Annotated in this window: 27 protein-coding genes and 1 tRNA gene; 13 read left to right on the forward strand and 15 right to left on the reverse strand. The window is 34.1% G+C overall.

Annotated elements, in window-relative coordinates; genetic code table 11:
• Window positions 1-63: 63 nt before the first annotated feature.
• The 5 genes from P8J93_03785 to P8J93_03805 form a co-directional block, all read right to left on the reverse strand.
• Window positions 64-1113, reverse strand: a complete 1050-nt coding sequence (locus P8J93_03785) for an alpha/beta hydrolase (protein MDG2060924.1) — start codon at window positions 1111-1113, stop codon at window positions 64-66.
• Window positions 1114-1191: 78 nt separating this feature from the next.
• Window positions 1192-1267: transfer RNA gene (locus P8J93_03790), tRNA-Val, on the reverse strand.
• A gap of 113 nt (window positions 1268-1380) precedes the next feature.
• A complete protein-coding gene (locus P8J93_03795) occupies window positions 1381-1761 on the reverse strand; it encodes an MAPEG family protein (protein ID MDG2060925.1) in 381 nt (126 codons plus the stop codon).
• Window positions 1758-1991, reverse strand: a complete 234-nt coding sequence (locus tag P8J93_03800; GenBank protein MDG2060926.1) for a hypothetical protein — start codon at window positions 1989-1991, stop codon at window positions 1758-1760. The genes P8J93_03795 and P8J93_03800 overlap by 4 nt, the downstream gene beginning before the upstream one ends.
• Before the next feature lie 12 nt (window positions 1992-2003).
• On the reverse strand, window positions 2004-2729 hold the full coding sequence (locus tag P8J93_03805) for a PDZ domain-containing protein (protein MDG2060927.1): 726 nt from the start codon (window positions 2727-2729) through the stop codon (window positions 2004-2006).
• A gap of 163 nt (window positions 2730-2892) precedes the next feature.
• Here P8J93_03805 and P8J93_03810 point away from each other — a divergent pair, with 163 nt between their 5' ends.
• Genes P8J93_03810 through P8J93_03835 form a run of 6 tightly spaced genes read left to right on the forward strand, consistent with a single transcriptional unit; the run spans window position 2893 to window position 10876 of the window.
• Window positions 2893-4008, forward strand: coding sequence for a nitronate monooxygenase (locus tag P8J93_03810; GenBank protein MDG2060928.1), 1116 nt, complete (start codon window positions 2893-2895; stop codon window positions 4006-4008).
• A 28-nt stretch (window positions 4009-4036) separates the two neighbouring features.
• Window positions 4037-5677: an acyl-CoA carboxylase subunit beta gene (locus P8J93_03815; GenBank protein ID MDG2060929.1), complete on the forward strand. Its 1641-nt coding sequence runs from the start codon at window positions 4037-4039 to the stop codon at window positions 5675-5677.
• Window positions 5674-7602: a biotin carboxylase N-terminal domain-containing protein gene (locus P8J93_03820; protein ID MDG2060930.1), complete on the forward strand. Its 1929-nt coding sequence runs from the start codon at window positions 5674-5676 to the stop codon at window positions 7600-7602. Before P8J93_03815 ends, P8J93_03820 begins: the two co-directional genes overlap by 4 nt.
• A gap of 4 nt (window positions 7603-7606) precedes the next feature.
• A complete protein-coding gene (locus P8J93_03825) occupies window positions 7607-8299 on the forward strand; it encodes a TetR/AcrR family transcriptional regulator (protein ID MDG2060931.1) in 693 nt (230 codons plus the stop codon).
• Entirely contained in the window at window positions 8292-10058 is a 1767-nt protein-coding gene (locus tag P8J93_03830; protein MDG2060932.1) for a DUF1446 domain-containing protein, read from the forward strand. Before P8J93_03825 ends, P8J93_03830 begins: the two co-directional genes overlap by 8 nt.
• An 8-nt stretch (window positions 10059-10066) precedes the next feature.
• Window positions 10067-10876 (forward strand): enoyl-CoA hydratase-related protein, encoded by an 810-nt coding sequence (locus P8J93_03835; GenBank protein MDG2060933.1) that lies wholly within the window; start codon window positions 10067-10069, stop codon window positions 10874-10876.
• On the opposite strand, the gene P8J93_03840 is transcribed toward P8J93_03835, so the two are convergent.
• Complete coding sequence (locus tag P8J93_03840; GenBank protein ID MDG2060934.1) at window positions 10863-11756, reverse strand: DMT family transporter; 894 nt, start codon at window positions 11754-11756, stop codon at window positions 10863-10865. The two genes, P8J93_03835 and P8J93_03840, sit on opposite strands and share 14 nt — an antisense overlap.
• Window positions 11757-11796: 40 nt before the next feature.
• Between P8J93_03840 and xseA the strand changes: the two genes are divergently transcribed.
• Both xseA and P8J93_03850 read left to right on the forward strand, forming a co-directional pair.
• Window positions 11797-13152 (forward strand): exodeoxyribonuclease VII large subunit, encoded by a 1356-nt coding sequence (gene xseA, locus P8J93_03845; GenBank protein MDG2060935.1) that lies wholly within the window; start codon window positions 11797-11799, stop codon window positions 13150-13152.
• 97 nt (window positions 13153-13249) lie between these two features.
• Window positions 13250-13969, forward strand: coding sequence for a M23 family metallopeptidase (locus P8J93_03850; GenBank protein ID MDG2060936.1), 720 nt, complete (start codon window positions 13250-13252; stop codon window positions 13967-13969).
• A gap of 2 nt (window positions 13970-13971) precedes the next feature.
• On the opposite strand, the gene P8J93_03855 is transcribed toward P8J93_03850, so the two are convergent.
• Window positions 13972-14439 carry a TlpA disulfide reductase family protein gene (locus P8J93_03855; GenBank protein ID MDG2060937.1) on the reverse strand — a complete coding sequence of 156 codons (468 nt, stop codon included), beginning with the start codon at window positions 14437-14439 and terminating at the stop codon, window positions 13972-13974.
• A 39-nt stretch (window positions 14440-14478) separates the two neighbouring features.
• Here P8J93_03855 and arsC point away from each other — a divergent pair, with 39 nt between their 5' ends.
• Together arsC and sppA are read left to right on the forward strand one after the other, a co-directional pair.
• Window positions 14479-14832: an arsenate reductase (glutaredoxin) gene (arsC, locus tag P8J93_03860; GenBank protein MDG2060938.1), complete on the forward strand. Its 354-nt coding sequence runs from the start codon at window positions 14479-14481 to the stop codon at window positions 14830-14832.
• A 1-nt stretch (window position 14833) separates the two neighbouring features.
• Window positions 14834-16663: a signal peptide peptidase SppA gene (gene sppA, locus P8J93_03865; protein ID MDG2060939.1), complete on the forward strand. Its 1830-nt coding sequence runs from the start codon at window positions 14834-14836 to the stop codon at window positions 16661-16663.
• Here sppA and P8J93_03870 read toward each other — a convergent pair.
• The 3 genes from P8J93_03870 to P8J93_03880 are packed head-to-tail and all read right to left on the reverse strand — an operon-like array spanning window position 16653 to window position 18961.
• The gene (locus P8J93_03870) at window positions 16653-17360 is read right to left on the reverse strand and encodes a DnaA/Hda family protein (protein MDG2060940.1); all 708 of its coding nucleotides are present in this window, start codon (window positions 17358-17360) and stop codon (window positions 16653-16655) included. The genes sppA and P8J93_03870 overlap by 11 nt on opposite strands.
• Window positions 17361-17363: 3 nt before the next feature.
• On the reverse strand, window positions 17364-17909 hold the full coding sequence (locus P8J93_03875; GenBank protein ID MDG2060941.1) for a CDP-alcohol phosphatidyltransferase family protein: 546 nt from the start codon (window positions 17907-17909) through the stop codon (window positions 17364-17366).
• A 5-nt stretch (window positions 17910-17914) separates the two neighbouring features.
• On the reverse strand, window positions 17915-18961 hold the full coding sequence (locus P8J93_03880) for a DUF2066 domain-containing protein (protein MDG2060942.1): 1047 nt from the start codon (window positions 18959-18961) through the stop codon (window positions 17915-17917).
• An 80-nt stretch (window positions 18962-19041) separates the two neighbouring features.
• Between P8J93_03880 and purM the strand changes: the two genes are divergently transcribed.
• The 3 genes from purM to P8J93_03895 are packed head-to-tail and all read left to right on the forward strand — an operon-like array spanning window position 19042 to window position 21452.
• The gene (gene purM / locus P8J93_03885; protein MDG2060943.1) at window positions 19042-20094 is read left to right on the forward strand and encodes a phosphoribosylformylglycinamidine cyclo-ligase; all 1053 of its coding nucleotides are present in this window, start codon (window positions 19042-19044) and stop codon (window positions 20092-20094) included.
• A gap of 3 nt (window positions 20095-20097) precedes the next feature.
• A complete protein-coding gene (gene purN, locus P8J93_03890) occupies window positions 20098-20754 on the forward strand; it encodes a phosphoribosylglycinamide formyltransferase (protein MDG2060944.1) in 657 nt (218 codons plus the stop codon).
• A complete protein-coding gene (locus P8J93_03895; protein ID MDG2060945.1) occupies window positions 20751-21452 on the forward strand; it encodes a DUF3108 domain-containing protein in 702 nt (233 codons plus the stop codon). Before purN ends, P8J93_03895 begins: the two co-directional genes overlap by 4 nt.
• Here the strand turns inward: P8J93_03895 and dcd are convergent.
• Genes dcd through P8J93_03920 form a run of 5 tightly spaced genes read right to left on the reverse strand, consistent with a single transcriptional unit; the run spans window position 21449 to window position 25270 of the window.
• Entirely contained in the window at window positions 21449-22021 is a 573-nt protein-coding gene (dcd, locus tag P8J93_03900; protein ID MDG2060946.1) for a dCTP deaminase, read from the reverse strand. The genes P8J93_03895 and dcd overlap by 4 nt on opposite strands.
• Before the next feature lie 10 nt (window positions 22022-22031).
• A complete protein-coding gene (locus P8J93_03905; protein ID MDG2060947.1) occupies window positions 22032-22442 on the reverse strand; it encodes a hypothetical protein in 411 nt (136 codons plus the stop codon).
• Between the two features lie 6 nt (window positions 22443-22448).
• Entirely contained in the window at window positions 22449-23063 is a 615-nt protein-coding gene (gene recR / locus P8J93_03910; GenBank protein MDG2060948.1) for a recombination mediator RecR, read from the reverse strand.
• Entirely contained in the window at window positions 23060-24745 is a 1686-nt protein-coding gene (dnaX, locus tag P8J93_03915; GenBank protein ID MDG2060949.1) for a DNA polymerase III subunit gamma/tau, read from the reverse strand. The genes recR and dnaX overlap by 4 nt, the downstream gene beginning before the upstream one ends.
• 45 nt (window positions 24746-24790) lie before the next feature.
• Window positions 24791-25270, reverse strand: a complete 480-nt coding sequence (locus P8J93_03920) for a regulatory protein RecX (protein ID MDG2060950.1) — start codon at window positions 25268-25270, stop codon at window positions 24791-24793.
• Window positions 25271-25322: the final 52 nt, after the last annotated feature.

Below are 25322 nucleotides of genomic sequence, written 5' to 3' on the forward strand. Positions count from 1 at the left end.
ATATATTTTAAAATTTTTAACTTCCATCCTATAAAAGCAAGAAATCACGACCTTAATTTATTATTAGATTTTTTCCTTGGCAAATACGCCATCTAAGAAATTAATCATCATCTCGATTGCTTCCGGGGCATCTTCTTCAAAACTGGAGTCTAAGAAAAAGTTAGAACCTGAATCTAGAAAAGCATGATTTCTATCTTTATATTCCCAATATTGAGCTTCATGTCCAAAAGATTGCAGCTTATATAGATAATCCTTTACAGAGGCTGGGGTAGTTAGTTTATCCTTTGATCCAACTAGAATAAATTGAGGAGGAAGAGTCATATATTCTTGCTTTGGAATATTGTAGATAGGCGAAAGAGCCTTATACATTTGTGGATTTTTTGTAGCATTATATTGATTTCCAAATACACCCCTGGCTTTAGACTTTGAGATTAACCAGAAAGGGTTCTTAAAAGTTTCAAACCCTTCAAGAGCTGAATTATAAATATCAAAAGTGCCATAGCTTAAAATGGCAGCTTGCACACTAAGGTCATTATCTAAACCAGTTTGCTCAGCTGTCTTACCTTTTGGGAGATAAGTAGGCGTAAAGCTTAAACTGTTTTCAAATCTTCCTTGTGAACTAAGTTTGACTCCTGAATTTACAATCATGGCTGATAAATGAGCTCCTGCGCTATCTCCAGTAACAGCTATTTTTGAATTATCTCCTTTATATCTTGATATATTATGCTTAATCCAAATTAGCGCCCCAAAAGCATCTTCAACAATCTCATTTAGAGTTATGGTGTTATCCTTATCTGATAACAATCTATAATTCACATTGCATATTACATATTCACTATTAGTAGCTAGGTATTGAGACATTTGATCCATAATAGAATTATCGTTAACTAGCCAGCCTCCTCCATGAAATATAACTAAAACAGGATAAGATTTTTTATTGGAACTAGGTGTATAAATATCTAAAGTGAGATCAAACCCTTCAGGAGAAGCCCATACAATATCTTCTTCTAATACATATTTCTGTGGATCATTATTCTCTAATGAATCTTCATGCTTTGAACAACAAGACAAAAGCCAAAATGCTAATAAGAAGATAGTTTTATTTAACATCATTTAACTATACGCCTCTATCAAATCCTTGAAAACTCAAGACTTACTTTATTTTTTAAGCTTATTTAGAAAGGCTTTTAATGGTGGGCGATACAGGACTTGAACCTGTAACTTCCACCGTGTAAAGGTGGCACTCTACCAATTGAGTTAATCGCCCAGAAGAAGCGAGAATTATATTATCCAAGTTTCTAGAAGTCACGAGTTCGTTTTTAGATTGAGCTTTCTCTAAGTTTTAATAATTTAATTAAAGGGTATAGTTTGGTGAGTGATTTATAAAAATAAAACTGCTTGATATATACAACTAAAAGATAAAATAGAAATAAGAAGGAAAGTACCTTGTGCCCCTATTAGTCTGGGGTAGTTTGCTCCTTCGTATTTACTCATGCCCCATGCATGAAGTAATCTAAATAAAACTAAAAAGACACCAAAAAGATGTGTGGCAAGAAAAGCACCAGAAGAGAATTCGAATATAAATAATAAAAGAACTGCCAAAGGAACATTCTCAACAAAATTTGCTTGCACTCTTTCTGTTGCATGTGCTCGCCATGATTCCTCTGATTTCCCCTTGACTCTTACTAACATAACTTGGTTAGCAAGAAGCACTGATAATAACCCTAAAATACCAGCGTATAATAAGGTAATAGGAATCACAATATAGCTCCCACAGTAATTGAAATCAATCCAAGCAGGATCAAAATAAACCCAATCCAAGCGTACTGATTAAACCAAAACGCCATAAATGCTTCCTTGCTTCCTTCTGAGTAAACTCTTGAATCTTTAATAGATTGTAATTGCTTAGGAAGTCCGGCTATCCAAATTATTTGGAAACCAAGCCAGAGGCTTCCTAGGCCCACAACTATTGAATAAAATACTGCGTCCAACTATATGAATATCTATCTTGAAATAGTATAACCTTGTTGTTCAAGTATAAAACGATCTTCAGTTAATGCGCCAAATTCCGACACCATGCCATTTTCATTGAATACAAATCTTGTGACTTTGTATGCTTTATAAGGGAGACCAGTAGCCTGCTCTGTTCTTGTTGACCTATCAAGCACATATACAATATTACCTTTGCTGAGAACTTCCATAATTTCAAACTCATCGGCAGCCCAATTATCTCCATCACCACTATTTATATTATCTAAAATACCAGATTTAGAATATTCCCCAGCTATAACTCCTCTGGCAACTTCTATATTCATGGCTCTTCCATCACGTTTAATGCGAGCTTTTACTTTCTCTCCTGGCTTTCCTCTAAAAGAAAGTTTATCCATATTCCCTTCTCTTACTTGCACTCCTCTAACTGAAACAAATTCATCGCCTACTTTTAGTACCTCTGAAGCTGGACTTCCTGGAGTTATGTAAGTAACTTTCATTTTTCCCTTATCAGCATTTGGATCAAACTGAAAACCAAAACCTACATATCTACCTGGGGACTGAATTCCATCATCCGCTAAATGATTAGTCACCATAGATCTTGTTTCTTCTTTGCCGGTAAAGGTAGCAGCCACCCATTCTTCTGCTATTGCTTCTGGACTGGTTGCATGCCCCATAGAGAGCACATTCAAGGATAGAGATCCTATTGAAATTATAATTAGCAATTTTATTTTTTTCATTTTTTTTCCTCTTTTTAGAAATTTACTTAATCTGATGTTGTCATACATAAAAAATATGTAAAGCTTTTCTCACTAAGACTTAATTAAATCAATTAGTTTGAAACTGGTAATATTTATATTAAGATATTACCATATAGAAAAATCATTTTAAGAGGAGAGAATTATGGCTATCAAAAGCAGGATTTGTGACACTTTTGGAATTAAATATCCCATCTTTTTAGCTGGCATGGGAGGAGCTGCTAATCCGGCATTAGCAGCAGCCGTTTCTAATGCAGGAGGCCTAGGCGTACTAGGAGCTGCAGCTTGCACACCCGAGCAAATGAGGCGATGGATAAAAGAAACTAGGGAGTTAACTGACAAACCTTTTGGTGTAGATACTTTACTTCCCATGTCTGTAAGAGGAGGAGGAAATATTAAGCAAAATCAAGGTCAAGACCCTGCGGATCTTGTAGCTGATTATAAGAAAATGGCTATGCAATTCATGACTGAACAAGGACTTAAGATAGTTGAGGAAGACAGGGAAGCAACTGCCATTGAAAGTGTAGGTCTGTTTACAAAAGAATTTTTTGAAGCCCAAATGGAAGTAGTAATTGAGGAAAAAGTTCCTGTCTATGCAGCTGGATTAGGTAACCCTGACCCTTGGATGGAAAGAATGAGAGCAAATAATACTAAAGTAATGACTGTTGTCGGCGCTGTCAGGCATACAGTTAAAGTAGCAGCTGCAAATGTTGATGCAATTGTAGCCCAAGGTCACGATGCTGGAGGCCATAATTCTCCAATAGGTACCATGGCTTTACTGCCTCAAGTTGTAGATGCAGCTAATGGAATACCAGTTCTAGGAGCAGGTGGTATCAGTGACGGAAGAGGTATAGCAGCTGCACTCATGCTAGGCGCTGAGGGAGTATGGATTGGTTCAGCTTTTTTGGCCGCTGAAGAATCAGGAATTCATCCACACCAAAAACAAGCAATTGTAGATTCTACTGAAGAAGGAACGGTTATTTCTCGTTCTATTACTGGAAAACCAGCCAGAATTATAAGGAGTGCATGGACAGATTTTTGGGAAAGATCTGATCATGACCCCCTTCCTATGCCCTATCAATCTGCTATTGCCGGCAAGGTGTTAGCAGCTGCAGATATTGATGGCAGACAAGATATTAATCCTGGTTTTGCAGGACAAGGTATAGGCATGATTAAAAAAGTTAGGCCAGCCGCAGAAATCATGGCTGAATTAGTTGAAGGCCTTGAAAGGACTCTGCAAGACTCAAAAAAATTGACCTAGATTTAATAATTAAAAAATAAAAAAAATTATGTCGCTTGCACCTCCAATCATAACTAATCTAAATACTAGTTCCGAAGCATTTGAAAAGAATAAGCAATCAATGCTTGAGAAACTTGAAAATATAGAAGACCTTTTGGATTATGTTGAACTTGGTGGTGGCATGCATCACCACGAAAGATTAGCTGCACGAGGAAAGATGCCGGTTCGGGAGAGAATCGCTAATTTTCTTGATCCTGATACACCTTTTTTAGAGATCAGCGCTTTAGCTGCTTATGATTCAGATTATCCTGTTGGTGGAGGCTGCGTAGCTGGTATTGGTATTATAGCCGGAACTGAATGTGTAATATTTGCTAATGATCCTACTGTCCTTGCGGGAGCCATGCACGCTTATTCAGGAAAAAAATGGACACGAGCTATGGAAATCTCCAGAGTAAATAAGTTGCCTTATGTCCAATTTGTAGAATCTGCTGGAGGCGATCTAAGGATGGGAGGCGGTAAAGGGAAAGAAAGAGGTACTATGCTTGGAGGAGGCCATTTTGCTGAATCAGGAAGAACATTCTATGACGTGACAGAATTATCTAAACTAAGAATACCAACCATCTCAATTGTTTTTGGATCTTCAACAGCTGGAGGTGCCTATCAACCTGGGATGTCAGATTATAATATTTTTATAAAAAAACAGTCTAAGGTTTTCTTAGGAGGTCCTCCATTGGTAAAAATGGCAACGGGAGAGGAATCAGATGATGAAACTTTAGGCGGAGGTCAAATGCATGCCGAGAAATCTGGATTAGCAGACTATTTAGCCGAAGATGAAATGGATGCTCTCAGGATTGCCAGAGAAGTAGTTTCTCATCTTAATTGGAGAAAAGAAGGTAACAAACCTCTCCACAGATCTGAAGAACCAATAAATGAGATAGAGGATTTACTTGGTTTAGTGGATCCAGATTTAAAAAGACCTTTTGATGTCAAAGAAGTCATTAGCCGTGTCGTTGACGGATCAAGATTTGAAGAATTTAAACCTTTATTTGGATCTACAATGGTTTGCGGTTTTGCGTCTATACATGGCTACACAGTTGGAATTTTAGGAAATAATGGTCCTATTTTTCCAGACACGGCCTCTAAAGGAGCTCACTTTGTCCAGCTATGTAACCAGATTGATGTGCCCATTATTTTTCTGCAGAATATAACTGGATTTGTAGTAGGCAAAGACTATGAAAAAGATGGTCAAATAAAAAAAGGGGCTCAATTCTTAAATGCAGTTTCAAATTCTACCGTTCCTCATTTGACTATAATTTTAGGAAATTCATACGGGGCTGGAACGTATGCAATGTCTGGAAGAGCATTTGATAATAGATTTACGTTTCTATGGCCTTCTGCAAAAATTGCTGTTATGGGCCCGCAGCAAATAGCCGGTGTTATGTCTATTGTAAGGAGAGCTAGAGCAGCAAGAACTGGTGAAAAATTTGATGAAAAAGAAGACGCTAAAATGGTTGCTTTTGCAGAGAAAATTCAAGAAGAAGGTTCTTTAGCTCTAAGGGCAACTGGAGCTATTAGTGATGATGGAATTATTGACCCAAGAGATACTAGAACTGTACTGGGTATGTGCTTATCAATTGTAAATGGGAAACTTGTTGAAGGTACATCGGGTTACGGAGTGTATAGACTATGACGTTTCATAAATTACTTATTGCAAATAGAGGTGAAATTGCTTGCAGAATTATAAGAAGTGCACATGAAATGGGCATAACATGTGTTGCTGTTTATGTTGATGCTGATACTAATTCTCCATATGTGAAACAAGCAGATGAGGCCATTAAACTAAAAGAAGATTATCTAGATGGTAAAGAAATCATAGAAGCAGCTCTTTGTTGTGGAGCTCAAGCTATTCATCCAGGATATGGTTTTTTATCAGAAAATGCTAAATTTTCAAGAGACGTTATCAAATCTGGACTTATCTGGGTTGGCCCGAGTTCTAGGGTCATATCTTCGATGGGAGACAAACTTAAAGCAAAAGAAATAGCTGACAAAGTGGGCGTACCAACTTTGCCAATGACTACTGATCCTAAAAAAGCTAAAAATATTGGCTATCCCATACTCATCAAGGCTGCAGCTGGAGGAGGTGGTAAAGGAATGAGGATAGTTAAATCAGAAAAAGATCTTAAAGAAGCAATTATTGGAGCAAAGAGAGAAGCTTTGACAGGATTTGCGGATGATAGGATTTTTATTGAGCGTTATGTTGACGCCTCAAGACATATTGAGATGCAAATATTAGGAGACTCTAAAGGTAACATAGTTCACTTAGGTGAAAGAGAATGTTCTATCCAAAGACGGCATCAAAAAATTATTGAGGAATCTCCTTCTCCTAGAGTAGATCTCGAAATGAGAAATGCCATGGGTGAAGCAGCCATAAAACTTGCTAAGAAATTAAAATATGAATCCGCCGGAACTATTGAATTCTTAGTAGATGATAAAACAGGAGAATTTTGGTTTTTAGAAGTTAACACTCGACTTCAAGTTGAGCATCCAGTGACGGAAGGAGTCACAGGTAAAGATTTAGTCTATGAACAATTGAGGATCGCAAGAGGCGAAGAATTAGGTTACTCGCAAGAAGATATATCTTGGAGCGGCTCATCAATAGAAGCAAGGCTATACGCCGAGGATCCAGCTAATGACTTCTTGCCGGCTACCGGAGAACTAATAGCTTTTGAAGCTAATCCCGATATTAAAGTTAGATGGGATACTGGTGTAGAAAAAGGGTCCATAATAGGCACAGACTTTGATCCAATGATAGCAAAAGTTATATCTACGGCTCGTACTCGAACTGATGCCGCAAATAAGCTTGCTTTTGCACTAGAAACTCTTCACATTGGAGGACTAACCACTAATAGAGATTTTTTAGTGGCATCTTTAAGAACAAAACAATTTCATAAAGGGCTTACTACTTCTGATTTCATTAAGAAAGCTAACCCCAAAAGATCTATCATTTTAAAGGGGAAAGATCTCAATCATGCTACTTCAATAGCTGCATTATGGATTCAAGGTGAAAATAGGAATGATGCTCTCTTATTAAATGAAATACCTTCTGGATGGAGAAACTCTAGACTTCCTCTACAAACGACCTCATTTAAGTACCTAGAACAGGATATTACTGTTGCATACCGATCTAATCGAAATGGTTTTTTTGATCTTAATAAAAACTCAACGGCAAGGATTATTAAGTGGAGCAAAAAAGAAATAGACGTTGAAATAGATAATAAACGCTTCTCTTCAAAAGTTACAAAAAAGGGAAATAGAATTTTAGTTCACATGCCTTGGGGAGATGTTTTATTAGAGATTCTTCCTCGTTTTCTAGTTCCTGGATCAGACATAGAAACAGGAGGTCTAAAAGCTCCAATGCCAGGAAAAGTTATAGACTTGAAGATAAAAGTTGGTAGTAAAGTAAAGAAAGGAGATATTCTAGTTATTTTAGAAGCTATGAAAATGGAACATCAGATAACTGCAACAGAAAATGGAAAAGTTACTGAAGTATTTATAAAAGAAGGTAACCAAATAGAAAATGGTGCATTGCTAATGGTGGTTGAAGCAAATCAATAAAAATATGGCCGTAAGATCATCTTCTCTTAAAAATCACTTTATTGTATCTAAGAACCTTAGAGCACCTCGCCCTCTTTTATCAAAGAAAGATGAAAATAATTTAACTAAACGCCAACTTGAAGCTCTAAATGAATTAGAAAATCTTATAAAAACAGGTATCCCAGACCTCACTATGTCTCAAATAGCCAATAAATTGAAAGTATCCTTAAGGACACTTTATGAGTTAGCTCCGAGTAAGGAAGAATTAGTCTTAATAGCCGTAGATAGGCTTTTATTTAAAATTGGTAAAGAAGCTCAAAATTCAATAAATTTAAATGATTCTCCTCTTACTCAACTTAAAAAGTATTTAAATATAACCACTAAGGCATTACATCCTACTACCCTTGCCTTTTCTAGAGATTTTAGCGAATTGAAAGGTGCCAAAGAGCTTGTTGATGCCCATGAAAATTTCGTAATAGCTTTTACTCAAAGCCTCCTAAAAGAAGCAATAAAAGAAAAAGAAATAAGAGATGTAGATACAGCTGCTTTTGCTCATGTCTTGTCAGGACTTGGAAGGGACTTTAATCGTCAGTATGCAAACTCCTCTTTTGAGCAAGATCCAGTTAGCACAGCTATGGCTATAAGTGAGATTATCTTTATTGGTTTAGAAGAAAAAACTCATGTACTGAGTTTAAATAAGGAGGAAAGCTGTGAGTAATAAAATAATAATAGGTAATTGCAGTGGCTTCTATGGAGATAGACTTTCTGCGGCAAAAGATATGGTTGACGGCGGTCCTCTTGACATTTTAACAGGAGATTATTTAGCTGAATTAACTATGACAATACTTTATGGCCAAAAAATGAAAAGAGGTGATGAACATGGTTATGTCGGGACTTTTCTAAAACAATTCAAAGAAATAGCTACAACCTGCCAAGAAAAAAATATAAAAGTTGTAACTAATGCTGGAGGATTGAATCCAGAATCCATGGCTCAAAAAATAGAAGAAATTATTAATGATCTAAATTTATCTTTGAAAGTAGCATATATTGATGGAGATGATCTAATACCTAGACTCGATGAATTACACGACAAGGGAGTATTGCTGAAAAGTATAGAAAAAGATATTTCACTTAAAGATTATGGAAAAAGTGCATTGACTGCAAATGCATATTTTGGAGCTTGGGGAATCAAGGAAGCTCTTGATAATGGTGCAGATATTGTTGTTTGTCCAAGGGTAACAGATGCTGCTGTAGTTATAGGGCCTGCTGCATGGAGATTTAATTGGTCCAGAGATAACTATGATGCACTAGCAGGATCCTTAGCAGCTGGTCATATTATAGAATGTGGAGCTCAAGCAACAGGAGGAAATTACTCTTTCTTCGAAGAAGTTCCTTCTTTCTTTAATATTGGATACCCAATAGCAGAAATATTTGAAGATGGCAGCTTTACTATAACAAAACATCCCAATACTGGTGGCCTAGTTTCTGTTGGAACTGTTACAGCTCAGCTACTTTATGAGATTAATTCTCCGGCCTACTTAAACCCAGATGTTATTGGCCATTTTGATACTTTAAAAATAGAACAAGAGCAAGATAATAGAGTACATGTCTCGGGCTGTAGAGGAAGCAGCGCCCCTCAAACTCATAAAGTTTGTATTAATCTTCAAGGTGGTTTTAGAAACGGTACAGAAATTTTGTTAACTGGACTTGATATAGAAGAAAAATCTAAGTTAGTTACTGATCTTATTTTTGATAATTTAGGTGGAAAGGAGCAATTTGATAAAGTAGATATTCAACTAAATAGAACTGAGAAAATAAACCCCTTTTCGAATGAAGAAGCGCAAGCATCTTTGAGAATCTCTGTTATGTCTAAAAATCCTGATCTAGTAGGGAGATTATTCAACGCAAAAATTACAGAATTGGCTTTAGCAAGTATCCCTGGTTACACTGGGAGAGCGGGCATGCCATCAGGAGCATATATAGAGTATTGGCCTGCTTTGGTAGACAGTCAATATATTAAAGAAAAAGTACACCTTGATGGGAAAACTATTGAAATTATCCCAACTAGCCAACTTGGATTAGATGAAGTTTCTTACCAAAAAATACCTTATAAAAATGAATTACCAGAGATAGAAACAACAAAAAATATTCCGTTTGGAAAACTTTATGGAACGAGGTCAGGAGATAAAGGGGGCTGTGCAAATCTAGGAGTTTGGGCTAAAACAGCTGATTCTTATTCCTACTTATACGAATTCTTGACAGTAGAAAAAGTTAAAGAATTATTACCAGATCTTCAGGAATTTAATATAGATCGATATGAACTACCTAATATACTTTCTCTAAATTTCTATGTACATGACATTCTACAAGATGGTGTATCTTCATCTACTAGGCTAGATGGGCAAGCTAAATCACTTGGGGAGTATATTAGAGCAAAGAATATTGAAGTTCCTGATTTTTTATTAGATGAGAACTAGGTGAATTTATGAATACAACAAAAAAATTATCATTAGATGGATTAGTTTTTGAAGCAACAAAATTAAATATTGAAGGAAATATTCTTACAATTATTTTAGACAGACCGGAAAGAAAAAATGCATTAAATTCTGTTATGACAAATGAAATTAATTACGCTCTAGCTTTTGCAAAGCAAGAAAGATCTATTAGGGTTGTGATTCTAGCTGCTGAAGGTGATGTATTTTGCGCTGGAGCTGATTTAAAGAATATGTCAGGTAGAGAAAAACAGCCGAAATCTGCTGTACCTCAATTAAAAGGAAATTCAGATATAAGTTTATCAATTAGACATCTAAATAAGCCAGTAATTGCTAAAATTCAAGGAAAAGTCTTGGCCGGAGCTTTATTAATGGTCACTAATTCTACTCACGCTATTGCAGCAGATCATGCAACCTTTTCTGCTCCAGAAATATTAAGAGGCATTTGGCCTTTTATGGTTATGGCAGGTTTGTTTAGAGTTATGCCAAAAAGAGCGGGGTTAGATTTTGTAATGAGAGGTATGGCGATTGACTCTAAACAAGCTGAATCATGGGGCTTGGTAAATCAATCTGTACCTAAAGAAAAACTAGATGAAGTAGTCGATGACCTAGCTAAAGAACTAGCCAATTTAGCTCCTACTACCATGCAAATGGGCTTATCAGCATATAATGAACAAGATGCAATGAGTTTTGATGAAGCTCTTCCTTTTTTGCAAAAACAAATAGCTGCTTGTGTTCAAAGCGATGATGCCAAAGAAGGTATCACAGCCTTTCTAGAAAAAAGGAAACCTAATTGGGACTAGTCTTCTCGGTTGCATTGGCCAGATATATGCTTGAGAGGACTACTACCCCTCCTATAATTTGCCATTTATTAACAAATTCACCTAATAACACAATTCCAAAAATAGTTGCCGCTATAGGCTGAACTAATAAGGTCAATGAAGAAAAATGAGCTGATAGTCTAGAAATACCAAATGTTATTAATCCCTGAGCAAAAACTTGACTAACTAGAGCATAGCCAAAAAGTATCTGCCAACCTAAATATGATGAAGAGAAAAAATCTCCTGATTCAATAAGGCTTACAGGTAAAAGAAATAAAGCAGTAAAAAAAGTTGAGACTAGAAGCACCTGTGGAGGCTCTACAATAACTGTTAATCTTTTAATGCTTAAAATATATCCAGCATAAAATATAGCGGCAAAAAGACCGAAAGAGTCTCCCAAAAGTCTAGAACTATTAGACCCGCTACCTGCACCTATAACAATGATGACTCCTAATAATCCTAATATTAGAGCTATAAAAAAAATTGGCTGAATGTGATTACGTAAAATAAAAAAACTTATCAAACATACAAAAACAGGGGCAGTATTTGCCATTAAAGTTGCATGAGCAACGGAAGTAAAATAAATTGACCAATTCCATAAAGCCATATCTACACCAAAAAATGCTCCGGATAGTATAAAAAATATCCACGTTTTTTTTTCAAAGTTAAAACTAACCTTCTTTTTTGAAGTTCCAAAATAAACCCATAGTAAAAGAAAAGGAAGGGCAAGCAGAGCTCTATAAAATGCAGTAATAGATGGAGAGGCTTCACTCCAACGAACAAAAATTGCAGAAAGCCCAAGTAAGGTAGCACCAGCCAATATAGCTGTTAGTGCCCAAGCAGAATTTTTTGTTTTTTCCATTAATGAAATATTTTAACTCTCAGTTATACTGCCTATTATCATGGAAAACTATCTAGATAACAGCCAAGAAATAATTTCTGTATCAGAAGTTAATAAAAGGTCTAGGAACATACTGGAAAAAGAATTTTTCCAAACATGGATTGAAGGGGAAATTTCTAGCTTTACAGCCTATTCATCCGGCCATTGGTATTTCACAATTAAAGATGAAAGATCTTCTCTCAGTTGTGTAATGTTGAGCTATGAAAATAATAAAATGCAATTTGAACCAAAAGTTGGAGACCGTCTAATTCTTAATGGAAAAATAAGTATCTATCAACCTACAGGAAAATACCAATTAAATGTCAAACATATTGAGCTTGCTGGTGAAGGGGCCTTGCTCAGAGCCTTTGAAGATCTTAAGAAAAAATTAGATCAAGAAGGTTTATTTGATACAAGTAATAAACAAGAAATTCCTATTTCTGCATTTAGAGTTGCTGCCATAACTTCTCCAGATGGAGCAGTACTGCAAGATATTATCAATGTTCTAGGAAGACGATCGCCGATGTTAGAACTTATATTAATACCTACCTTGGTCCAGGGTGAAAAAGCATCTAAAAATATCTGCAAAGCCATTGAACTTGCATCTAAGTCTAGTCAGATAGATTTAATTATTTTAGCAAGAGGAGGAGGATCAATAGAAGATCTTTGGGCTTTCAATACTGAATCTGTGGCAAGAAGTATCTTTTTATGCAAGATACCTATCATTAGTGCAATTGGACATGAAACAGATTTTACTATTGCTGATTTTGTAGCTGATCTAAGAGCTCCCACTCCATCTGCAGCTGCAGAAATTATTAGTCAGTCTCAAAGCATTTTGCCAGATCTACTTGAAAAAAAGAAAATTAATCTGTCAAAATCATTACACTCCATCTTATCCAGAAAAAATGATTTATTAAAGAACCTTTCGAAATTGATTCGACATCCGGGAGATCGTTTAAGAGAAATCTCACAAAGAGTAGATGAAAACGAAAGTAAAATTAAAAAGGAGATAAATTCAATTTTTATCTATAAAAATCAAACAACTAAAAACCTAATTAGCAGGCTTACTTTTGCCTCCCCTAAAGAATCTATCTCATCTAAAGAACTTCTTGTTAATTCAGGACTAGTTCGAATGAAAGGTTTAATAGAGAAAATAATTGATAGTCATAAATCTAAACTAAGTAATCAAATAGCTACTCTAGATGCTGTAAGTCCTTTAGCTGTTCTTTCAAGAGGTTACTCAATTTTGACAACTCCTGATGGTCAAATTATTAGATCGAAAGATAATACAGCTGAAGGTAAGAATATTATTGCAAGACTAACTGATGGTAAAATTAAAGCAAAAGTTATTTCAAAAGAATCAATTGAAGATTCTTAGCTCATTTCTTTTAATATATATATTAACGAGTTGCGTGCTGAGCGTTAAATCTTATGTTAATTGTCAGTTTCCCTCTCACTCACCTTTTCCAGGAGGATTGGTAAATTACAAAGTAGATTTATTAAGTTTTGACTATGATAGTAAGAACACCTCAACAGATGATCAACTTCTATGTATAGAATCTTCTAATCAACTTCGCATCATTAAACCAATTCCTTTATCTTATAAAGACAAAACCATTCGTGTAAAAATTAATTTTGATTCCTATAAAGATTTTTTAATTACTCCTAAAGAATACAGAATATCAAAGATAGAAATTACCAATAATGATTTCAATGCCCCTTCCAAAGATAATCTTATTAGAGCCTCTAAAGAGCGCGCCTTAATTTCAGAAATTATTAATTATAATTCTTCAAATGTATTTTTCTCTGACCTCAGGATGAGACTACCTGTAGAAGGTATCATAAGTAGTGAGTTTGGCGTAAGAAGATATATAAATGGAACTCCAAGAAGCAATCATTTAGGAACTGATATTGTAGCTGATACTGGAACTGCAATTAAAGCTCCTATGGCAGGAAAAGTATTGCTAATAGGTAATTTTTTCTATAGAGGAAAGGTAATTTTTATAGATCATGGCCAGGGTCTTATATCTTCATATTCCCATTTAAATAAAATAAATGTGAGAAAAAATCAAAAAGTTATTCCGGGAACAACTTTAGGTGAAGTTGGTCAAACTGGAAGGGTTACCGGACCTCATCTTCATTGGCAAATTTACCTAAAAGGAACCTCTATAGATCCAGAAATATTCTTGCTATGAGGCTACTTAACTTTAAGTTTTTTTAGAATGGCCTCTAATGATTCTCTAGTTTGAGGCCCAATTAGTACTTCTTTTACCTCGCCATTGGGATCTATGAAATAGGTAGCCGGAAGACTTTCTGGCATAGGCCAGCCGAACAAGTCTTTAGGATCAGTTAGCAAACTTGGAATATTTACTTTAAATCTCAAAATTTGTTCGTTCAACTCCTCTCCTTCTAACTGATCAAAGTTGTGAGCTAAAACTAAGACTTCTTGTTGATTGGCATTATAAAAAGATTCTAATTCAGGCATTTCTTTAATGCATGGAGGACACCAATCAGCCCAATAATTGATTACCAACCATTTATCTTTAAAATCTTCTAGAGACCCATTTTTTCCATCTAAAAGACGATAATCAGGTTCAGAACAAGAATAAAATAATCCAATAATTAACAAGAAAGTAAATTTGGCACTTAATTTAAAAAAATACATAGTTTTTTGTAGTATATTTATGTTTTATCAGGAATAACGTTGAATAATTTTACCATTTATCACAACTCTAGATGCAGTAAATCTAGACAAACTCTAGATATTTTATTAAAAAATAATTTTGATCCTATTATAGTTTTATATATTCAAGATCCATTATCCTCTGCTGAAATCCAAGAAATTTTAATAAAACTTAATAAAAATCCAAGAGATATTTTACGAAAATCTGAACAAAAGTATAAAGAGCTAAAACTTTCTAATAAGAATCTATCAGATAATGAATTAATAGAATTCATGCAAAAAAACCCTAAACTTATCGAAAGGCCTATAGTAACAAGAGGTAACCTTGCTATAGTAGGCAGACCTCCAGAAAATGTTTTTAAATTAATAAATTAAAATGAATACAGAAATAAAGAAGACATCTAGAGTTTGGAATTTCATATCATCTGTCAGGGTTTTTATATCTAATACCTTTTTTCTTATTATTACTATTCTTATAGTTTTAAGCATTCTATTTTCTATCTTTTCTGATTCGACTAAAGATCCGTCTAATAAAGCTTTATTTTTTTCTCCAAACGGCCCAATTGTTGAGCAAATAACGGGCAATGCTAATCCTTTTTCTGAATTATTTGCAGACAATCAATCAATAGAATTAAGTTCAAGAAAAGCATTAGACGTTCTTACTGCAGTTAAAGATGATCCTAGAATAGGATATATAGTTTTAAAGTTAGATAATATACAGGGTACTGGTCAAACTGTACTTTTTGATCTAGGTCAGGCTTTAAAAAAGGCAAAAGATTCAGGAAAAAAAATACTTGCTATAGGAGATTCTTATAGTCAAAGTGCTTATTACCTTGCATCCTATGCCGATGAAGTCATTGTAAATCCTGATGGAGTTGTATTAATAGAAGGATATTCTAGATATAGAAATTACTATAAAAGCTTCTTAGATAAATTAAAAATAAGTATTAATTTATTTAAAGTAGGTTCTTATAAGTCTGCGATGGAACCATTTATTAGGGATACTATGTCTGCTGAAGATAAAGAAGCTAGTATGTTTTGGATGGGTGATTTATGGTCATCATGGAAAGAAGACGTATCAATTAATAGAGGCTTAGAACCAGCTGATATTCAGTTCTATGCAGATAATGCTAATATTTTGATAAAGGATCAATTTGGAGACATGGCAAAAGCTGCTAAGAAAGCTAACTTAATTGATAAAATTCTAAACAGAACCCAAATCAGGGAATATCTTGAGGAATTAGTAGGATCTAACTCTGAACAAGGCAATGAATCCTTTGACAATATTTCTATTAATGAATATTGGCAAGTCATTGAATCTGAAAAAGATAAGCCAAACTTAAAGAACATAGCTGTAATTGTTGCCAAGGGCGAAATTGTTTATGGCAACCAACCTCCGGGACAAATAGGTGGCGATTCAACAGCAAGACTCATCAGAGATGCTAGAAATAATAAAGATGTAAAAGCCATAGTTTTAAGAATAGACTCAGGAGGAGGTAGCGCTTTTGCTTCTGAGGTGATTAGAGAAGAGATAATTGAGGCCAAAAAACAAAATATTCCAGTTATTGCCTCTATGTCAAATGTAGCAGCATCAGGAGGATACTGGATAGCTGCAAGCGCAGATGAGATTTGGGCTTCACACGATACGATAACTGGTTCTATTGGGATTTTTGGAGCATTTCCAACCTTTGAAAAAAGCTTGGATCATATTGGAATTCACTCTGATGGCATAGGTACTAGCGAGCTTGCTGGGAGTCAAAACCTTTCTAGAAGTATAAATCCAAAAATTTCTGAAATCTTTCAATCCTCTGTTGAATATGGGTATAAAAGATTTATTACTTTAGTTGCAGAAGAAAGGAATCTATCAACGGAAGAGGTAGAAAAAATTGCACAAGGAAGAGTTTGGTCAGGTAATCAAGCATTGAATATTGGCCTAGTGGATAACTTAGGTAATCTTTCAGATGCAATTAGTAAAGCAGCTAATTTAGCTGAATTAATAGAATATCAACCGTTCTTTCCTGAAGAATCGTCAGATTGGAAAGAATTACTTCTTGAAGGGTTATTAAGTAAATCCATTAAATCCATATTGAGCATGCTAGATTTAGATTTAATGATTGAACAACCTAGCCTTATTATTAAAGATTTCAAAAAATTTAAAGACCCAAGGGGAATTTATGCTATTTGTTCAGATTGCCTTACTTATTGAGTAATAATTCTCTTACCAGAGGTATGGTCAAATTTCTTTTCTTTTCGAGTGAAAATCCATCTAATTCAGTTATCAAATTCATCAGATCAGTTAGGCTTCTCGATGTATGGGTTAATATATAGTCAATAGTCCTTTCATCGATGCTTAACCCTTTCCTTTCAGAAAATTCACTAAGTGCCGATGCTTTTTCATTATCAGAAATTTCAGGTATTTCAACCGCAGTAAAGGCAAGGAGTCTTGACCTTAAATCAGGAAGTTCAATTTCTAAATCCATCACAACCTTACCGGAACTAATAAACATCTTTATGCCATTTAATAGACTAGTATTTATAAGATTAAATATCGCCCTTTCCCAATCTTTAGTTTGAGGCATTAAATGTAAGTCTTGGATAAATATTACATCTAAAAAATCGAATCCTTGAGTTGCCTCTAAAGGATCAATTATTGGTTTTGAAAAGGATATAAATCCAGTCTTTTTTAAAGCATCTATGCACCCCCTGTTTACCGCCTCCAAAAGATAATGTTTTCCAGTTCCTGATAGACCCCAAAGAAACAAGGAAGTTATCATAGCGCCATCCTCAAGAAAATTATTAAGGGCTTTTAAAGTGAGGTGGGTTGAACTGCAAGAAATAAAATTATCTAAACAAACTGCCTCATCCAACTTAACATCTAAATATAGTTGTCTAGGATAGCCCATGACTTAAATTATCTGCTTAAAGATAGCCTTACCTTCTGCTAAAAAATAATTAGTGATGCTAAGGAAAATAAATATTAAAACTCCTCCAGTCGCAATATATTCCAAGAATAATGGAATTTCAGGATTTATTCCTCTTAATAAAACTATTACAAATAAAGCAATAGTCCAGCCAGTATAGTGCTTACCCCATCTATTTGGCAGCAAGTTATATGATTCAAATAATAATAAATGCAATAAAACACCTATGACTATTATTCCATCTCTAGCTAATAAAGTTGTTACGAGCCACATAGGAAGTCTTCCAGAAAATGCCAGCGCTAATAAAGTAGTTATAATTAAACATTTATCTGCGAGAGGATCAGCAAATTCACCAAACTTACTTTGCCAGCCATATCTCCTGGCTAAAAAGCCATCCATTCCATCTGATATTCCTGCTAAAGCAAATAAAATCAAAGCCAATAAATCATTGCCCTGAAAAATGGCAACACTTATAGGGACAACTAGAATAAATCTAAATGTTGTTATTATATTTGGTAAAGCAGCAATCATTGATTTTAGGGAGATACTCTTTCTATAGGTCGGTATAAGAATGTTAACATCTTGCCTCCCAGTCTCATATTATTCTGATCGAATGGCTCTAAGTTTAATTTTAGAACCTTTTCTAAGTCTTTATAATCAGAGTTTATAGAAATAATAAAGGAAACATCTGACCCATTGAGCCCTGCTAAATTAAAGGAGTCTATTACTAACAATGAGGATAAAAGCTTCTCAAGATCTTGATAACTTGTGTAATTTAAAACATTCTTTATTGTCACCGGAATATCTTGCTTAGAATCTGAAGATATAAATAGTTGAGAATCTCTGGATATATTATCAACTAATAAGGATATGGCCTCTTTATAAGGGCTCTTAATATTATTATTTGCATTAGATTGACAAAAGGGTTGATCCAGTCTTTCTCCGAACTCATTTTTTATAAAACAAGCCAACCAATGCTCTAACCCATAACGGGCTCCTATTTTATCTAGAGAAAAGGAAAGTTGTTCTGAATCAAATATATTCACTGAAGATATATCAAGAAAATCTAATGCAGGTTTAATCATAATTATAGATCTCAATTCTGATTGTTTAATTAACTCTGTTTCTATATCTAAACATAGGTCGTGGAACAATTCATTTGCTCCTTGATCTAAAGATATATCGTTACTACAAGGTAAATAAAATAAAACTTGAGTCCCTTGACCTATCCATAATGGTAGATTATTTCTTTCTATCAATTCTTTTACCAAAGCCTCGTTAAAAGAAAAAATGACCTGTGTCTGCGAAGTAGTATCTGAGGTGATTAATGCATATTCATCTACATAATCTTCTGCGTCGATAATCCCTTGTTTGACTCCTTTTTTAGTTAATATCAATGAATTACCAGTTAACCTAAGGAGTAAACCCTTAAAAGATTCAGACATTGCTTCATTTATTGCTAATCTTTCGGTTGAAGTAATATCATATTTGAAAGAAAAGATCCTATCTTCCAAGATAGGCTCCTCTAAAAGTACTAGAGGGCTAAAAAATATACATGCTATAAAAAAAGTGATTCTTTTCATTTAAAAATTCTTATCTCAAAGTCATTATAGGATAATCTACTATTTGTTGATGGTTTCATCTAAAATAAATATAAGTCGCAATGTCAAAAAGAAAACAAAGCCAAATAACTTATAAAAGAGCTGGAGTAAATGTTGATAAAGGCTATGAATTAGTAAAAAAAATAAAATCGTCTGTTTCTAAAACTAAACGACCTGAAATACTATCCGGATTGGGCTCTTTCGCTGCACTCAGTAGATTACCTAAGAATATAAAAAACCCTTTACTTGTAAGTTGTACTGACGGTGTAGGTACTAAAGTAGAGATAGCTAAGCAAGTAAAGAATTATAAAACAATTGGTATTGATCTCGTGGCCATGTGCGTAAATGACCTTATTACTTGTGGTGGAGAACCTCTCCTTTTCTTAGATTACTATGTTACAGACAAATTAAATGTTAAGACCGCGTCTGAAGTAATAGCTGGAATAGCCCATGGATGCAAAATTGCTAATTGCTCTTTAGTAGGTGGAGAAACAGCTGAACATCCTGGTACTTTTCCTAAAAATAGTTTTGATTTAGCAGGCTTTTCAGTTGGAATAGTTGATGAAAAAAAAATTATTGATGGAAGTTTAGTGAAAGATGGTGATGACTTAATTGGAATTAGCTCTTCTGGAATTCATTCAAATGGATTCTCTTTGATAAGAAAATTAATCTTAGATAGAAAAATAAATCTAAATCAGAAAATAGATGGAAAAAAAATTGGTGATAGGCTTTTAGAGCCAACTAAGATCTATGTTAAGCACATTCTTAACCTTTCTAAAAAGATAAGTTTACATGGCATATCCCATATAACTGGAGGCGGCTTAACAGAAAATATTCCTAGGATGACAGGCAATAATCTATCATTCATTATAGAATTTGATTCAAAAGATTGGCCGAATCAACCCCTGTTTAATACTATAAAAGAAGCTTCAAACCTTTCTTTAGGCTCTATGTTTGCAACATTTAATTGCGGAATAGGCATGGTCTTGGCCTGCGACCCTAAAGATACTAAATCAGTAATAAATAATCTACGTAAAAAAGGAGAAGTAGCAAATAAATTAGGTTATGTAAGAAAAAGAGAAAAAAAAGAATCACAAATTATTTTTAAAAAATAAAGAATGTGGAATAGAAGGGCTTCTATTGTAATATTAATTTCAGGTAATGGTTCCAATCTCCAGGCCATCATCGATGCTATTTCCAATAAACAAATAAATGGGTATATTGCTTGTGTAATAAGTAATAATGAATCGGCATATGGCCTGGAAAGAGCAAAAGCGGCTAATATTAAAAATATAATAGTTGACCATAAAAATTTTCCTTCAAGAGAGGAATTTGACAAGGTATTGTTGAAAAAAATAGAACCATTCTCCCCAGACATAATAGTCTTGGCTGGGTTTATGAGAATTCTCAGCCAAACATTTATAGAAAAATTTGAAGGAAAGATTATTAATATACACCCTTCTCTTCTTCCAAAATATCCAGGATTAAATACTCATGATCAGGCAATTAAGGCTAAAGATAAAATACATGGCGTTACTGTTCATTATGTTAATGAACATCTAGATAGTGGAGCTATATGTGCACAATCTATTCTAAACATTAAGACTTCGAATCCTGTAGAATTAGAACATGAAGTACACATGCTTGAATATAAAATATATCCTGAAGTAATAAGTTGGATAGCGCGAGGAGATATGCGAATAAACAATAATAAAGTTACATTCTTAAATAAAGATATAGAAAATGAAGTAATCATCTTTGAGGATCTAAGATGAAACAGTTTTTAAGCATATTGATCTTGATTTTTCCATTATGGATCTTTTCTGAACCTTTTAATACCATAGACGCCGAAGTAGCAAGTCTAAAAATGTCGGGCGGTAAGATGGATGTAGAAATGATTAATGTTGAAGGAAATAAGTGGAAAATTAAATCTATTATAAAGGCAGGAGGAGGAATATTTTCAAGAACTGAGAGTGCCTCATTTGAGATTAATGCTGACTCAATCAAACCTTTAAGATGGAGTAGAAAAGAAAGAATTCTATTTAGTAAAAAGAATTATCTAGTTACTTTTGATTGGTTAAATTCTGTTATTAGTTTTAATGAAGATGGTAATAAAGGTAAATTAGACCTTCTACCTAATTATCTTGGTCCTGCAACTGGACCATTATTACTAAGACTCAAATTAAGAAAATCAGGTCTTGATAATCTTCCGGAAAAAATAGAACTTGATGTATATTTTAAAGGAGAAATAAAGCATAGAAATTTTTCTATAAAAGGATTAGAAACCGTCAACACATCATTAGGTACATTCCAAGCCATAAAAGTAGTCCGAGTTAGATCTGAAGCAGATCCAAGAGAACAAGAATTTTGGTTTGCACCTGATCTAGATTTTGCCCTTATTAAAGTTATAAATGATGATGGACAAGAAAAAAGAGAACTAATGATTTCTTCTTACGAGGATATTGGAAGTTAAGCTTTAGGCAAAGTTACTCCTTTTTGGCCTTGATATTTTCCATTCCTGTCTTTATAGCTTGTTTCACAAACTTCATCTGACTCTAAAAATAACATCTGGGCTACGCCTTCATTAGCATATATTTTAGCAGGTAAGCTAGTTGTGTTTGAAAACTCAAGCGTAACATGGCCCTCCCATTCTGGCTCCAAAGGAGTTACGTTAACTATAATTCCACATCTTGCATAAGTTGACTTTCCTACGCAAATTGTCAGAACATTCCTGGGAATTTTAAAATACTCAACTGTTCTTGCAAGGACAAAAGAATTAGGAGGGATAACACAAACTTCTCCTTTTAAATCTACAAAACTTTTTTCATCAAAAAATTTTGGGTCTACGGTTGCTGAATTTATATTTGTAAATATCTTAAATTCATCTGAACATCTCACATCATAACCATAAGATGAAGTGCCATAAGAAATTATTTTGGATTTATCTTCGTTGTTGTGCTTTATTTGATTTGGTTCATAAGGATTAATCATTTCATGATCATTTGACATCCTCTTAATCCATTTATCAGATTTTATTGTCATATTTTATCTACTAAGATGCGCCTAAGTGCTTAGGTTTAATAAATTGGGCTAAAATAATTGAAAGTATAAACCAGACCAAAGCATCAAAGGCAAGGCCTAAATACAAATTGATCCAAGGTTGTCCTGATAACAAGATAGCACTTCTTGAATACAAAGAAAAAATTATGCCCAAAATAAAGATAAATAAAACTCTTTTTCTAGGTTTATCTAAAAGGGGCATCACCTTTGTTATCATCCATGTCAAGAGAGATATCACGATTAAATTATTGATAAAATAAAGAACATATCCTGAAAGAATTTTTTCTGATGAATTCTGAATACCATAAAAATCATATCCAAAATATAAAAACAACTTATTACCTAAAACGCCTAAAAAGAATAAAATGAATGTTGATAAAAAAACTCCAATATAAATTTTCATTTGATATTAAATACCCTGATCTAATACTTTTCTCTGCTGAAAAGCATGAGTTAATGTCCCCTCATCTAAATACTCGATTTCACTGCTAAGAGGTACCCCTCTGGCTAATGAGCTTATTGTAAGGTCATCTAAATCTTTCATTGAGTTATAAATATAATGTGAAGTGGCCTCACCTTCAAGTGAAGGATTAATTGCTAGCACTAACTCTTTAGATTTATTTAATAAAACAAGTTCATGTAGTGCATCCAAGCCTAAGTCTTCAGGTCCCACGCCATCTATTGGCGATAGATAACCATGTAAGACAAAATAAATACCATTAAAATGACTACTTTCTTCAATAGCTATTAAATCTGTTGAGGATTCAACGACACAAATCAAAGAATTATCTCTCATTTGACTTCTACATATAATGCATAGTTCCTTTTCTGTAAAAAATCTACATTGTTTACATTTACTTATTTCATCTAAGGCTAGCTTAATAGAATCAGATAAAATAACACCGCCATCCCTTCCTCGATCTAAAAGATATAAAGCCAACCTTCTAGCTGATTTAGGTCCAATGCCTGGAAGACATTGAAGAGATGATATCAATTGTTCTATGACAGGACTTAAGTAATTCATTTAATTTCTTTAATTGAAGAATCTAAAACACTAGCCCCCAACTCATCTATCATTAATTTAACCTTTGGATCATTTTTTATTGAATCTTCTAAATCTTGTTTCTTTTTCAATGCATCTTTCTCTTTAATTGCATTTGGTGAATCTGTCTTCTTGGAGGCTGGCTCATAGAATAAGTTAACAGTTTGATTAAGTGCTTTTGAAAGGCTTTCTTGGAAATCTTTCCTGTGCGATCCGGACAAAAGATTCAACTTATCTTCTGGCATTGAAAAATAAATTATTGAGTCTTCTTTTTTTACAAAAGAACAATGAGAAATAAGTTGTCTAGTTCCAGCCGGCAATTCTAAGGATAGAAAAACTTCATTCCAAGAATTCTTATCGAGTGGTATTGATGAAGATATATTGGAGTGATTTTGGGTTTCCTCTACTTTTGTATTATCTTCATCTGAAGGATCTAATTTATTAATTTGATCTTTTGCCTTTTTAGCCTGAGACCCATGAACTTCATTACCTGCAATTATAGTTTCAGAATTTCTTAGTTTTTCTAACGAAGCAACATCTTCTACCTCGGCCTTAATTTCTCCCTCGGGGTCTTTGTCTAAAGTGGGTAAAAATAACATCATCCTAATTAAAGCCATTTCAAAGCCGCTTGCTAAATCTGGAGCTAAATCTAGATCTCGCTTTGCCATAATTCCTATTTGATAAAGAACTTGCGCATCCTCTTGCGATATTTCGGAACTTAATTTAATAATCTCTTCTTTGTTAACAGGTGCATTAACTAAGGCATCTTCTTCTATTTGAGCAATAGAAATGAATTGAATGCTTTCTAATATTAAGTCTAATAATCGATGATAATCTATAGAAAATTCTGATATTTCCTGTAATTTTTGAAATAACAGGTCAGATTTACCAGATATAATAAAATTAAGAAGCCTATAGACTTCATCGTATGGAAGAATACCTAACATTTCTGAAATTTTCTGACTCGTTAATACATTATCTGCATAGGCAATAGCTTGATCTAATAAAGTAAGCGCATCTCTTAAACTACCTCTCCCTGCTCTTGCTATCAAGGCAACGCTTCCAGCATCAAAATCAATATTTTCTTCAGTTAAAATATGCTCTATTTGCTGCACAAGTAATTGAGGGGCTAAATTCTTAAGATGAAACTGTAAGCATCTTGAAAGAACTGTCGCTGGCACGCTTTCTGGTTCCGTAGTTGCTAAAATAAAGATGATATGGGGTGGAGGCTCTTCTAAAGTTTTTAAAAGAGCATTAAAGCTATGCTTGGTCAGCATGTGGACTTCATCTATTAGATATATCTTATATCTAGAAGATCCAGGCATATGAACCACTGTCTCTAAAAGGCTCTGCATCTCTTCCACTCCACGCCTAGATGCTGCATCTACCTCTTGAAAATCCATAGAAGTTCCTTGAGCTATCGATAGACATGTACTGCATTCATCACAAGGAGAATCAGTTAGCCCAGTTTCACAATTTAAGCATTTTGTTAGAATCCTAGCAATTGAGGTTTTACCAACACCTCTGGTGCCCGTTAGGAGGTAAGCATGATGAAGTTTATCTTGCGTCAAAGAATTAGAGAGAGCTTTCACAACATGGTCTTGTCCTACCACTTCTTTGAAAGATGCAGGCCGCCATTTCCTTGCCAATACTTGGTAACTCATTATTCTTTTAATCTATTCCCTATGTTATGTGACTGACTATTTTCTTTAGTTATCAATTAAAACGTCCTTCTTCATTGCTGCGTTAATAGCTTCAAAACTGAACCCTCTAGAGCCAAGAAAACGTTGTTTTTTAAGTTTAAGTTTTTGAATCTCTTCATAACTCTCAGCATTTATATGTCCAAATTTCTTTACCAATGCTTTATGAGCATTTATTACCCACGTTTCTTCATGAAGTAACGTCGCAGCTAGAATAACATTATCATTTATCCCCTTATTTCTGAGTTCAGCTTTGATCTTTAAAGGCCCATTTCCACGAAAAACCCTTGCATTTACATAATCTTCCGCAAATCTCTGTTCGTTTATGTAGCCTTCTACTTCTAATTTATCAATCTCTGTTAATAATAATTCTAATGAGCTTACTTTAGAAGTCATTTTTTTTAATATCTCTTTTTTAGAGTGATCCCTTCTTGCCAGATAATCCATTATCTTTACTCTTATATCTTTTGAAGAATCTAATTCCATCATTAACTTAAGTATAGGTAATAAATATTCACTAAGTAAGAAAAATCTAATTATA

This window comes from SAR86 cluster bacterium, assembly GCA_029268615.1.
In the GTDB taxonomy this organism is placed as follows: domain Bacteria; phylum Pseudomonadota; class Gammaproteobacteria; order Magnimaribacterales; family Magnimaribacteraceae; genus JAQWNM01.